Source organism: Primorskyibacter sedentarius (assembly GCF_004342065.1).
Taxonomy (GTDB): Bacteria; Pseudomonadota; Alphaproteobacteria; order Rhodobacterales; family Rhodobacteraceae; genus Primorskyibacter; species Primorskyibacter sedentarius.
The window spans coordinates 25,658-38,726 of record NZ_SLZU01000011.1 but is presented as its reverse complement, the minus strand read 5'-3'; the positions used below and the strand labels follow the sequence as shown (position 1 = coordinate 38,726).

The window sequence follows — 13,069 nt, the reverse complement described above, 5'->3', positions numbered from 1 at the left end:
ACGTCCGGGGTTTGCCGGGGGCCATCACCCCGAAAGAGGATGATGGCTGTGACAAAGGCAAACCGGCAATGCGCAATGTGCCTTAGACACGCGCGCGCCGACCGGTTGTGTTTCGGGCGCGCGGCGCGGTCGGTGTGACTGGCCTGTTGGCTGCGCGATGTCAGGCCGACTGCATATCAAGCGCCTTGCCATCAAACCGGCCCGAGGTGGCAGCCTCTGCCAGCAGGGCGGCAACATCGGCGCGCGCGGCTTTGCCTGACTTGTCCACATCCTCGCCCAGGATCACGTCGTCACTGCGCCCGTCATCGCTCAGGGCGACGGGGCGGAGGATGGCATATGTCAGGCCCGATTGTTTGAGGTGTTCATCAGCCTCGTGCTTGGCTTTGAGATAATGCGCGATGTCGCCCTGCGGGTCAGACTGATCTGCGCCAATCGTGCTGAGCATCACAAAGCGGCCAACGCCCGCGCCCTTGGCAAGATCAACCAGCCGTTTCGCGCCGTCACGATCGACCTTATCCGTCATCTCGGGGCCTGTTGATCCGCCAGACCCGGCCGCGAAGACAACCGCGTCCATACCGTCGCAGACATCCGGGTTCAGGTCCGTCAGGTCGCCCCGGCGCAGGGCTACGCCTTGCGGAAGATCGCCGGTATCCGAACTTTCGCGCACGAGCGCGGTGGGTTTGTGCCCGCTTTCGATCAGGTCCTGAACAAGGTGCAGGCCGGTTTTGCCGGTTGCGCCGGCGACGAGGATGTTCAAGGTCATCATATTCTCCAATTGTTTGGATGCGGGTTGCGGTGCCACGGCACCATTTGGGCGCACGGGCGACCGTTGCGGCAGCGTTTGCCGCCGCATTGCACGTTTGCGTTGTTTGGGGTCAGGCCAAGGGCAGACGGCCCATTACGGCAGGAAGATCGCCTTGGTGTTGACGAATTCCTTCATGCCAAAGCCGCCATGTTCACGCCCGTAGCCGGAATCCTTCACCCCGCCGAAGGGCATGTTGGGATCGGCCGCGCCAAAGGAATTGATGCGGATCATGCCGGTGTCGAAATGATCGCGCGCCAGTTTCATCGCGCGCTCTTCATCCTGCGAGAAGATGCCGCCGCCCAACCCATAGCGGCTTTCATTGGCAAGGCGCATGGCGTCTTCGTCGTCCCTGGCGCGAATGATCGACGCGACGGGCCCGAAGATTTCATCGTCATATGCGGGCATTCCGGGTTTGAGGTCTGCCAGTACGGTGGCGGGATAGTAGGCCCCCTTGCGGTCCGGCGCTTCACCGCCGCAAAGAACTGTCGCGCCCTTGGCAACGCTTTCTTCTACCTGCGACTTGACGGTTTCGAACTGGTCCTGGCTGGATAGCGGGCCAAGCTGCGTGGCCTTGTCGGTGGGATCGCCCATCACGATGTCCTTCATGGCGGCCACAAAGCCCTCGACAAAGGCGTCATAGACCTTGTCCGTCACGATGAAGCGTTTCGCAGAGACACAGGTTTCGCCGTTGTTATAAAGCCGCCCCATGACAGAGAATTTGACCGCCGTTTCGATATCGGCATCCTCCAGCACGAGATAGGCGTCGTTCGAGCCAAGCTCCAGCACGGTCTTTTTCAGCGCCTTGGCGGCCACGGCGCCGACATGGCGCCCGGCACCGTCGCTGCCCGTCAGGGTTACACCGCGCACCAACGGGTGTTCGATCAGCTTGTCGCTTGTGTCGTGGTCGATGAGGATCACCTGAAACAGGTCTTCGGGCAGGCCGGCCTCGATGCACAATTCGCGCAGGCGCAGGCCGGACCCGGTACAGATGCTGGCGTGTTTGAGCACGCAGCCATTGCCCGTCATCAGATTGGCCGCCAGAACGCGCACCGGCTGGTAAAGCGGGAAGTTCCATGGCTGGATCGAATAGATGACCCCCAACGGCTGATAGCTGACGACGCCGCGTTTGCCGTTTGCGCCATGCGTGCGCTCCTCGTCTGCCAGCGCGTCCGGGCCGGTCTTGGCGGTGTAGTCAAATATCGCCGCACAGATTTCCACCTCTGTCAGACCGTCCTTCAACAGCTTGCCTGTTTCCTTTGTCATCAGGGCGGCCAGTTCATCGGCATTGTCGCGAAGCTTTTGCGCAATCGCGGATAGGTGCGCGCCGCGGTCTTTGTGCGACAGGTTTCGCCAGTCGAGGAAGGCGGCATGGCATGCCTCAAGCCGATCAACCGCTTCCGCTTCGGTCATCAAATCATAGGTCTGGATTTCAAGTTCGGTCGCAGGGTTGGTGGTGGTGATCGTGGACATGAATTCTCCTTTGGCGTTGTCAGGAGAACAGATGACAGGTGGAGAAAGTTCCTTGCGCCACGTGAAAGGGCCTCTGCGGAAGGGGCCTGAGCGGTGGTTTCGATGTGGGGGATAGAGCGCGTAGGATTGGCAGGGCGGTCGCTCGTGGATGGGTCAGAGACAAGCGGCTGGCGCTTGGACAAGCCCGGCCCCGTAGGTGCCGTCAAAGCCAGCGGGGCCAAGATCTTTCGCCTGTCCGCGCAGCATGTTGCGGATGGTCGCCAAGGTGCCGCCCGACTGCAATGACGGGTCCGCCGCGATGCGCGACGTCACGAATGGGGCCGCCACAGACGTGCCTGTCACGAAGCGTTGCCCATCCTGAGCGGTGACCAGCACATCGACACCCGGTGCTGCAAGATCGACGTGGTCACCGCGTACCGCGTTTCGGTAGATCGCCTCGCTGGCATCTACGGCGGTGACGCCGATGACATTGTTGAATGCCGCCGGGTAGCGGGGAGAGGCCGAGGCCCCGTCATTCCCGACGGATGCGACAATTGTCAGGCCCAGGGCTGCGGCGCGGTCGATGCCCCGGTCCAATATCTTGTTGTAGGGGCCCGCCAGGCTGACATTCACCACCCTGACACCGTTCGACGCCATCCAGTCGAGCGCTTCAAGTATCGCGTCGACGCCAGCTTCCTCGCGCCCCGCCGAGGTCTGCCCGACCACGGCCGCGCTGTAGAGCGTGACATCGCGCAGCCGGTCTGGATCGACAAGCAGCATGGCAACGTCTGTGCCGTGCTGTTCGGGCACATCGCCGCCACGGACAAAGGACCGCTCTGTCACCTCCGCACCGCTGGGCTGCAAGGCGCCTTCGTCGATGCCGGTGTCCAGCATGCCGATGGGGCCATGCGCGCGGCAGGCACCGGCGGTCCAGCCGATCATGCGCGAGGCGTAATCGAACCGGTTCCCGGCCTGCTCTTCGATCTGCGTCAGCCGGTAGGCATGGTTGACGCCCGCCGTGGCGCCGGGTTCAAGACTTTCCAGCAGGGTAATGGCACCGGCCCCGTCCAGCGGCTGCGGGATATCGAAACTCAGCATCCGCAGCCCCAGCCGTTCCAACGGCACGACCTCGCGGGTGACAAAGCCCCGGGCCTCTGCCTTTGTTTGCAGCGAGTCGGCGGCGCTGCGCGTGGCAACAAGTGCGACTATCTGCCGGTCGTCAATCACCTGCGCACGATCAGCGGGGCTTGGCGGCACGGTGGGAGGGTTCAACTGGAAGCTGCTGCACGACGCCAGAAGGGCGAGAATGACAAACGCGCCCGAAATCTGGCGAAAGGGGCTGTTCGGCGCAGAAAAAGGCCGGAAAATGCTCGCGAAGGTCATGACAGACTCCTTAGTCTGAGAGAAATACTATCAAGAAGCGGCGGCGGGGCCAGATGGACGGGCAAGATGAAGATCGCGTATTGATTGCACGCATCGCAACTGGCGATAAAGCGGCCATGCGCCGATTGTATGAGCGCCACCATGACGCGCTCAACGGCTTTGTCCGGGCACGTTCGGGCGATAACGGTTTGGCGGCGGACGTCGTGCAGGACGCGATGCTGGATGTCTGGCGCGGGGCTGGCCGGTACAAGGGCACGGCCACCGTCAAGACCTGGATCTTCACCATTGCACGGAACAAGATGGTCGACAGGCTGCGCCAGAGTGCCAGATTGCAGTTCACGGACGACGTGCCGGAAACCGTCGATGACGCGCCCGGTCCGGAGGCCGCGGCAGCCGCTGCGCAAGAGGCCAGACGGCTGAGAGCATGTCTGGAAAAGCTTAAGGATGTGCAACGGTCCATTGTGCAGCTCGCGTTCTTTGAGGGGTTTACCTATCCGGAAATCGCCGCGGTCGAGGGGATCCCCACAGGGACAGTGAAAACGCGGATCTTCCACGCCAAACAATCCCTTATGAGATGTCTGGGTCGCCGCTAGGGTTGCGAGACGATGTCGACCAGATCGGGTTGGGCGCGCAACGCCTCCAGCGCCGCTGTTCGTGCAGCCTCATCCGTGAAGCTGAGTGTGACAAGGCCGAGTGCGCCGGGACCGTCGACCAGCGTTGCGCCCAGCTCTTGCAAAAGGGCGGTGAGCTGGGCTGCGGTAGCCTCTGGCGCGAAGCCCACCTGAAGGACGAAACCGCTGGTGTCTTGGCTTGCAGGTGCAAAGCCTGCGCCCGGATCATCGGGCCAGAGTGACAGGGTGAAGAACTGGGATATAACGACCGCGAAAACCGCGATTGCGGCCACTTGGGCAAGCGAGAAGCCACGATTGTCATTCGCCGGAATGCGTCGCGCGTCGGCGTCGATTGCGGCAGACAGCGAGGCCCATCCCGCGTCGCGCGCCTCTGCTGTCGGGGGGGTCGCGGCCCCCTCGCGCGCAACCGCCTGCACGACGGCCAGTTCGGCACGCAGATGCGCGTCCCGGCTCAGATCCGCCTCTAAGGATTGCCGTGCTTCGGGATCAAGCCTGTCATGGACGTAATCCAGCATCTCTTCGGTTCTGTCATTCATGGCCGCGCCTCCGTCAGCCGGGTAGTGTGATCTTACCCTTTCTGTCGGTTGCAATCATGGAGCGGTTCAAAAAAACTTGGAAGGGAGTAACCGACTCGGGGAAGAGGACACGATGGCACAGGAAGAACCGCGACAGAGCGCTTTGGCACAGCTTGGCCCGCGCCAGCGCTACACGCTGATCGGCGAGTTGGCAGAGATTGCCATGCACACGCCGGTCCTGGCCGAGATGGAGCTGCGTTTCCTGCACGAAGTCTTTCTTCGTCCCTACGATCTGGGGCAACTCAGGCGCTGGCACCGGGCAGAGCGCATCGTGGGCGTGGCGACCTGGGCCTGGCTGAGCGACACGGCGGCGGATGCAATGCTGGCAGAGGGCGGCGTGGCCCCCGACGCCTGGCAAAGCGGCGACCAGCTTTGGTTCATCGACGTGATCGCGCCCTTTGGTGACATGCGCGCAATCTCGCGCGATTTGCGCAGCCTCTTTCCCGGTGTGACGGGCCATTCGGTGCGTTGGAACGAAGACGGCACGGTCAGGAAAATCGGCCGGTTCCATATGTAGCCTTCGCCGCAGAATTTTTTCTCACAAAATTTGAACCATTCCGACGCGCCGCCCGACAGAGGTGTATGGCGCGCCCGGAAATTTGCGGGTGCGCTTCCCGAAAACGGCATTTTATCAAAGGAGTTTAGCCATGGGACGCGCAAAGAAATTTTTCAAGAAAGTCGGTAGCTTCGTCACCAATCAATTCGTGGTCACGAAGCATGGCAATGACGGCGACAACACGATCGACGGCAAGAACCTGATCAAGAACAAACTATTTGGCGAAGGCGGCGACGATATCCTGAAGGCCTTTGGCGCGCGCAACGAGCTGTACGGCGGAACCGGCGACGATTATCTGCGCGCGATTGGCGTCTCGAACAAGATGCGCGGCGAGGCAGGCAATGACGAGTTGGTCGGTCTTGGTCTGCATAATGACATGTCCGGCGGGACGGGGCATGACACGCTGCGCGGTGCTGGAGCCTATAACGATATGAAGGGCGACGAAGGTAACGACGAGCTCATTGGCGTCGGCGCCTATAACGCGATGAACGGCGGCGCGGATGACGATCTGGTTGTCGGCATCGGCGCCTATAACGACATGAAGGGCGGGGACGGCAGGGACCGGCTGGTGGGCATCGGGGCCTATAACCGGATGGATGGCGGCACCGGCGATGATGTGATCGTGGCCGTGGGCGCGGTCAACCGCGTTCATGGGGGGGATGGCGACGATCTGATCACCTCGGTCGGTGGGGCCAACATCATCCACGGCGGCGGCGGCAACGATACGATTGCTGCGGGCGGTATTTCCAACATCGTCTATGGCGGCGCGGGCGATGACGTGATGGTCAGCGTTGGCGGTGTCAACGTGATGGACGGGGGTGAGGGCGACGACATCATGGTCGCCGCAGGGTTCATCGCGACAACGCAGGACGGCGGATCGGGGGATGATGTGATGATCGCCGTGTCCGACGCCGCCAATGTGCAGAAGGGTGGCGCGGGCGACGACAAGATGGTGGCGCTCGCAAATGGCGGGAACTTTCAGCATGGCGGCGAGGGAAATGATCTCATGGTCGCGGGTGGCGGTCTGGGCAATGTCCAGTTCGGCGATGACGGCGACGATATCATGGTGGCTGCGGGCGCGCTGAACATGCAGCACGGCGGCAAGGGTGATGACATCATGGTCGCCATCGGCGCGGGGAATGCGCAGTTCGGCGATGACGGGGATGATATCCTTGTGGGGCTTGGATATTTCGGCAATGTCCAGCACGGGGGCAGGGGCGATGACATCCTGTTCGGTCTGGGAGAGGCCAACCTGCAGATCGGCGACGAGGGCGACGATATCATGGTCGCGCTTGGGCGGGTCAACGTCCAGATCGGCGGCGCGGGCGATGATATCGCCTTTGCGCTGGGTCAGGCGAGCCTGCAGCTGGGCAGTTCCGGCGACGATATTCTGGTGGCCGCTGGCCAATACAATATCCAGCATGGCGGCGCGGATGATGACATCATGCTGGCCGTGGGCCAGGGCAACCTTCAGATGGGGTCCAGCGGTTCGGACATCATCATCGGGCTTGGCAAAGGCAATGTGCAGTTCGGTGGCGACATTCTGGATGTGCTGCCCGAAGAGCTGGGCCTGGATCAGCAGAACAAGGACGACCTGACAGCGCATGCGGCAGAGGGGCAGGAAAGCACGGACACCAATGTTCTTGTGGCTGCGGGCAAGGGCAACCTGCAATTCGGCGATGCCGGGCGAGACATCGCGATCGGACTGGGGGAGGCCAATGTCCAGCTGCTGGGCAAGGGCGAGGACGTGGGCGTGGCGCTGGGCAAGAAAGCCAGCGTGCAATTCGGCGAGGGTGGCAAAGACGTTCTTGTGAACATGCAGCTTTTCAAGAACGGCGGCGTGTTCCAGTCCGGCGGCGGTGACAGCGACACGATGATCACCTTCTTCGGCGGCGCGAACAAAAGCCCGCTTGGCGTGCAGATGGGAAATTCCGGCGACGACGTCATGGCGATGGTCAGCCAGGATTTCTACAAGGAGCTCTTCACCAAGAAGAAACCCGATGCCAACCAGGCGCCGACGAAAAGCGCGGGTTTTGGCGGCGTCACCTTTCAGTCCGGCGGCAGTGGCGACGACACATTCATTGACATCGCAACCGGTACGACTCTGCGCTCTGGCGGTGCGGGGAGCGACACGTTCTTCTCGTTGGGCAAGGGGGGCATCGCCTTCGGCGGCGACGGCGATGACCTGATGATCGGCGGGTTCAACCAGTCGTCCTTCTATGCTGGCGGTGCGGGTGACGATGTGCTGCTCGACATGAACAGCTTCATCAGCGTGATGCTGAACAAACACCTCGTGCGCCCGGCCGTGGAGATGGTCGACAAGATGGTCGACAAGGTCGTGGCGGCCATCCTGTCCGAGATGCAATTCGTGATTGACGGCATCGACGGGGTGATCACGGGGATCGAGGATTTTCTGGATGCCATAGCGCTTGATTTTCCGGGCATCGCGCTGCCCGACATCGCGTTCAGCTTTGACTTTGACCTCGGTCTTGGCAGGCTTGGAAAGCTGCTCGACGCGCTCAACCTCGACATCCCGCTGGACGACGTCGTCTCGGCGCTGCATGCCAAGATTTCGGAAATCCTCGCAGATGCGGCGGGTCTTCTGAATGCCGACATCATCGATCAGGTGCTGGGTGCGATTGCCGAAACCGTGAGCGGGCTGGTCGGGCAGGTGACCACGGCGGCAATGGACCTCGCCAAAGTGGCAGAGCTTGCCTTCGAAGGAGTGATCGACACGATCCTGGAAGGTGCCGAGCTGGTCATTGACGGGGTGGAGGGCACGATCCGGGGGATCGAAGATATTGCCGATTACCTTGCCAACGGCATTGAGGGCGCAGTGGCGGACATATTGGATGCGCTGACGATCACCCTGCCAGACCTGTCTCTGGACTTCGGCTTCGATTTCGACTTCCTGCCAAACTTCAACTTCCTCGATCATATCGGTGACTTTGCGGCTGCGATTCTGGACGCGATCCAGAGCTTTGATTTCTCGGCCGGGCTCGACTTCGTGGCGCATGTCACCGAAGCCGTCGGTCAGGTCATCAAGAGCATCGCGGATGCGGTCTCTCTTGATGGGCTGCGGGAGCTTCTGGATGCGCTGGGTGATGGGATTGCCGACGGGATCGACGGGATTGCCGCGTTTTTTGACGACATGCCCGATTTCGGCGCAATTCTGGACGCTATCGGCGGGGCCATCCCCGACCTTGGCAGCGTGCCGGATGTCATCGGGAAATTCATGCCCGACGGGCTTGAGGATCTGGGTGGCAAGCTGATGACGCTTTACGACCTTTCTGGCGGAGACAGATTGCTGGGCGGTGACGGCGACGACACATTCGGCATCTCCAGCAAGAACACGAAGGCCTTTGGCGGCGCCGGTGACGACACTTACCTGGTGACGCTGGACAAGGTTGATGTCGCCTTCATCTCGGAAGGCAAGCTTGACGGTGACATCATGGATGCGCTGAGCGTGGCCGGTGACGCCGCAACCGCCTTTGACGGCGGGGATGCGGGGCTTATCTCGGAGGCGGGTGGCGCTGATACGCTGGAACTGCGCGCGCTGCTGGGTGTGGCCCCCAGCGAAGTGTCGATCACGCGCGTGCCGGGTGATATTCCCATTTTCGGCGGCAGCCTGATCGTTTCCTATACCGATACGGCCCTTGCTGCGGCCAATGCCCTCAAGCTCTACAATATGAAAGACCTTTTCAAGTTCGACGAGGGCATCACCAGCTTCGAGGACAAGGCCAAGGCTGTTGCGGCCAAGCTGACCGGCACGGCCAAGGGCATCGCCAAGAACACAAAGACCGTTTTCCTTACCAATATGGAAAACGCGGATAAGCGGATCGAGACGCTGCGGCTTGTCAGCCTGAACGGCGAGACGACCGAGATTGATCTGGCGGGGGCCGTTGAGGCGGGCGTATTCAGCGCCGTGCCGACAGAGGCGGCATCCCCCGATCTTGCCGCGTTTGTCACCCAAAACGATGCCGCGTCGGAGTTCCGACTGGCGCTGGAGGACAGGATCGAAGACGGGACGCAGACCATCCGCGACGGCGTCAGCGACCTTTTCAACGACATCAAAGACGCCGGGCAGGACCTTCTGGGCACTGGCAGCGATCTGGAGGAGGTCGAAGTCGAAGACGCGCCGGACCATGCGCAATATGAGGAGGATTTCGACGAAGACGCCGAGGCGGAGGATTTTCTTACCGAAGAAGAGCTGGCCGCAAAGGACGAACGCGGTGACAGCGACACCGGCAATCATGCCGAGGAAGCGGGGGTCGACGTTCCCCCGCCACCGCAGGCGCTGACCATCCTTGTCAACGCGCTTGACGTGCATACGGTAGAGACGACCCAGACACTCGCGCTTTCGGATGGGACCTTCCTGGTGCTTTGGGCTGCGGACGAGAAATCCGGACCGCACAAGATCCACGCGCAACGGGTGGATGCCTCGGGCCAGAAGATCGGCGCGGAAATCAGGCTGAGCACCGACGCGGTCGACCTTCACCAGTGGGAAGCCATGTCGCTGGGCAATAATGAATTCGCGTTGCGTGCCAACAACTACAAGGACGGCGAGCATCATTTCCGCGCAGAACCTGACGGGACGATCAAGAAGCTGGCAGACCCGGCGGACGGCACCTTTTTCACCAACTACGTCAAGACGATCAGTCTGACAGGTGGCCGCGAAGCCCGCATTGACAATATCCGCCACAGCACAAGTGAAGGTGCAGCCGCTGTCACCATCTTCGATCAGGACGGGACGAAGACGACGGCAAACGGGCATTTCGCCGGCAGCGGCCATATGCGTCAGGGCGATATCGCGGCGCTGGCGGATGGCGGTTTCGTCGTGGTGTTCCAGCATACTGCCGGAGGCGACCAGGATTTGTTCATGCAGATCTACAACGAGGACGGCTCTGCCCGCACCGGATACATCAACCCGGCAGTGAACGCGGCAGCCCAAAGCGCGCATAGCGAGCCGCAGCTTGCCGCCTTGGCCGATGGTTCGTTCCTGCTGGCCTATAACAAGGATGAGGGCAATGACGAGATCCACGTCATCAGGCTGAACGCGTCAGGCGAGAAGATCGGCGAAGATCTGATCATCAGCGGTCGCGCGCATCCTTCTATCGCAGCGCAGGCCGACGGCACGGTTGCGATCACCTATGAAACCCCTGGCCAGGTCTTCACCGCATTCAAGACGTATGACCTTGAATTCGAGGGCACGGTCGAGAACGACCTTATCGAGGGTGGCAAGGGGAATGACATCCTGGAAGGCGACCTTGGCGACGACGCGCTGTTTGGCCAGGAGGGCGAGGACAGCCTGCGCGGCGACGGTGGTGATGACTTCATCGAGGGCGGCGCCGGGGCGGACACGCTCGAAGGGGGCGCTGGCCATGACGTTCTGATCGGCGGCGCGGGCGATGACCTGCTGACCGGCGGTGCAGGCGCGGATACGTTCGTCTTTGCCGGGGCGGGTTCCGCCATTTTCGGGGCTGACACCATCACCGACTTTAAGGCAGGCGAGGATATGCTGGACCTGTTGGGCCTTGCCGAGATTGACAGCTTTGACGATCTCTTCATCAGTCAGGACGGCGCCGACGCTCTGATCTCGACCCGCGGCGGGTCCATCCGTCTGGAAAATACGCAGGCCGAAGAGATCACCGAAGATGACGTGGCCCATTCCGGCAATACGGTGGGTGAATATGGCACCATCCGTGCCGATGACACGGTGCAATCGATCAGCACGCTTCAGGCATATGACAACCCTGTTGTCGTGGCTTTCGTCAAAACGATGAACGGCCAGGATATCGTCGAGGTGCGCGTTTCCAACGTGTCGTCCAACGGGTTCGACATCCAGTTGCAGGAGACCGAGGATCTGGACGGTATCCACAAGGTCGAGACGGTGCAGTACATGGTTCTGGAAGCCGGACGGCACGAGCTGTCGAACGGTGCCGTGATCGAGGCGGGAACGGTCAGCACCGGTGCGGTGTACCAGTCCACGCGGGAGGCGAACCCGGCAGAGGTTGCTTTCGAAGGGGAGCTTTCAGGCAGCGATACCCGCGTTTTCGCCACGGTGAATTCCCGGAACGGCCACGAATTCGCGACGGCGCGGGTGGATGCGATCACCGAGACCGGTTTCAAGATCTCGATGGCAGAGCGGGAGGCCGACTTTGCCGGGCACCGCACCGAAACCATAAGCTACGTGGCCTTCGAGGATGGCAGTTTCAGCGCCTTCGAGACGGGCGTTCTGAACGTATCTGACGCCCGCCAGTCCGTGCCAGAGACGCTGGATTTTGCGCAGATCACGCAGATCTCCGACCTGGATACGGCGGTTGTCCGTCAAGACATTGTGACGGGCGAGGTGTTTGTGCAGGAGGATCTGTCCCATGATGCAGAGACAGCCCATGGCATGGACGAAGTGTCGTTCCTGATCTTCCAGCAGGACGAGGGCCTCTTCATGATCTGATCCGGCTGAGTTGATCCGCGCGACCGTTCCGCTGCCACTCTGGCAACGGTGCGGTCGCGATGGTCTTCCGGGCGGTGTGCGGCAGGCGGCGGCGGGGGCCACCGAAACGGGCGTCCGCGAATTTTTGAGACCTGGCAGACCTGCGGCTTACCCTGTTCCCTGCCGCCCGGCGGTAAGGCCCTTGGATCTGCGGGGCGCGCGGTGACGCACCCCGCAGATTGACCCTATTCCAGGGTGATGGCCTTGCCCTCTTGCCACGAGCGGGTGGCGGCGTCTGCAAGAAGCTGGGCGCGCAAACCATCCTGAATACCCGGCGAGATTTCCGTCTGTCCGGCAACGCATGCAACGAAATAGGACATCTCGGCGCGATATGCGGCCTCGTACCGTTCAAGAAAGAAATGCTTTGCCGGGGCCTTGGTGAAACCCACAGACGTGGCGACTTCGACAGTGTTTTCCAGCATGTTGTCGGCCCGCAGCATGCCTTTCTCGCCATGCACTTCGATGCGTTGGTCATAGCCATAGCTGGCGCGGCGGGAATTGGTGATCTGGCAGATCCGGCCGCTTTTCGTGGTCAGCGTGACGGCCGCAGTGTCGACATCGCCTGCCTTCCCGATCTCCGGATCGACGAGCGATGCGCCCGTCGCATAGATGGTCACGGGCTCTTCGCCCAGCAGGAATCGCGCCATATCGAGGTCGTGGATCATCATGTCCCGAAACAGGCCGCCAGAGCTTTTGACGTAAGAGATGGGCGGCGGCGACGGGTCGCGGGATTGAATCGTGACGATTTCTATGCCGCCGATCTCTCCATCCGCGATACGTGCCTGAACGCTGGCAAAGTTGGGGTCGAAGCGGCGGTTGAACGCAGTCATGAACGGAACGCCCGCAGCCTCCACCGCCTTGATGCAATCGCGGATGCGCTCGGCTGACATGTCCACCGGCTTTTCGCAAAAGATCGCCTTGCCCGCGCTTGCTGCGGCATGGATCAAGTCGAAATGGGTGTCCGTGGGTGTGCCGATGACGACGGCGTCCACCTCTGCACTGGCGATAAGGTCCTGGGGCCCCATCACGGCGGCTCCGGTCTTGTCTGCCAGTGCCTTTGCGGGTGCTTCGAAGGCATCTGCCACCGCCGTTACCTTGGCACCGTCGATCTGACTGATGGAGCGAGCGTGGACCTGACCTATTCTGCCACAGCCGAGAAGCCCGATTTTCAACATT

The 13,069-nt window shown here is 61.6% G+C and carries 8 protein-coding genes; 3 read left to right on the top strand and 5 right to left on the bottom strand.

Annotated features, from left to right (window positions below; all coding sequences use genetic code 11):
• Window positions 1-160: 160 nt before the first annotated feature.
• The 3 genes from EDD52_RS14730 to EDD52_RS14720 form a co-directional block, all read right to left on the bottom strand.
• Window positions 161-763, bottom strand: coding sequence for an SDR family oxidoreductase (locus tag EDD52_RS14730; RefSeq protein WP_207906034.1), 603 nt, complete (start codon window positions 761-763; stop codon window positions 161-163).
• A gap of 135 nt (window positions 764-898) precedes the next feature.
• The gene (locus EDD52_RS14725; RefSeq protein ID WP_132246293.1) at window positions 899-2,275 is read right to left on the bottom strand and encodes an NAD-dependent succinate-semialdehyde dehydrogenase; all 1,377 of its coding nucleotides are present in this window, start codon (window positions 2,273-2,275) and stop codon (window positions 899-901) included.
• Window positions 2,276-2,428: 153 nt separating this feature from the next.
• Complete coding sequence (locus EDD52_RS14720) at window positions 2,429-3,637, bottom strand: S8 family serine peptidase (RefSeq protein ID WP_243651958.1); 1,209 nt, start codon at window positions 3,635-3,637, stop codon at window positions 2,429-2,431.
• A 53-nt stretch (window positions 3,638-3,690) separates the two neighbouring features.
• Between EDD52_RS14720 and EDD52_RS14715 the strand changes: the two genes are divergently transcribed.
• Complete coding sequence (locus EDD52_RS14715; RefSeq protein WP_132246291.1) at window positions 3,691-4,230, top strand: RNA polymerase sigma factor; 540 nt, start codon at window positions 3,691-3,693, stop codon at window positions 4,228-4,230.
• Here EDD52_RS14715 and EDD52_RS14710 read toward each other — a convergent pair.
• A complete protein-coding gene (locus EDD52_RS14710; protein ID WP_132246289.1) occupies window positions 4,227-4,805 on the bottom strand; it encodes a hypothetical protein in 579 nt (192 codons plus the stop codon). The two genes, EDD52_RS14715 and EDD52_RS14710, sit on opposite strands and share 4 nt — an antisense overlap.
• Window positions 4,806-4,917: 112 nt before the next feature.
• Between EDD52_RS14710 and EDD52_RS14705 the strand changes: the two genes are divergently transcribed.
• Together EDD52_RS14705 and EDD52_RS14700 are read left to right on the top strand one after the other, a co-directional pair.
• A complete protein-coding gene (locus EDD52_RS14705; RefSeq protein ID WP_132246287.1) occupies window positions 4,918-5,361 on the top strand; it encodes a toxin-activating lysine-acyltransferase in 444 nt (147 codons plus the stop codon).
• 130 nt (window positions 5,362-5,491) lie between these two features.
• Window positions 5,492-11,854: a calcium-binding protein gene (locus EDD52_RS14700; RefSeq protein ID WP_132246285.1), complete on the top strand. Its 6,363-nt coding sequence runs from the start codon at window positions 5,492-5,494 to the stop codon at window positions 11,852-11,854.
• A 224-nt stretch (window positions 11,855-12,078) separates the two neighbouring features.
• Here the strand turns inward: EDD52_RS14700 and iolG are convergent, their stop codons facing one another.
• The gene (gene iolG / locus EDD52_RS14695; RefSeq protein ID WP_132246283.1) at window positions 12,079-13,068 is read right to left on the bottom strand and encodes an inositol 2-dehydrogenase; all 990 of its coding nucleotides are present in this window, start codon (window positions 13,066-13,068) and stop codon (window positions 12,079-12,081) included.
• Window position 13,069 lies beyond the last annotated feature (1 nt).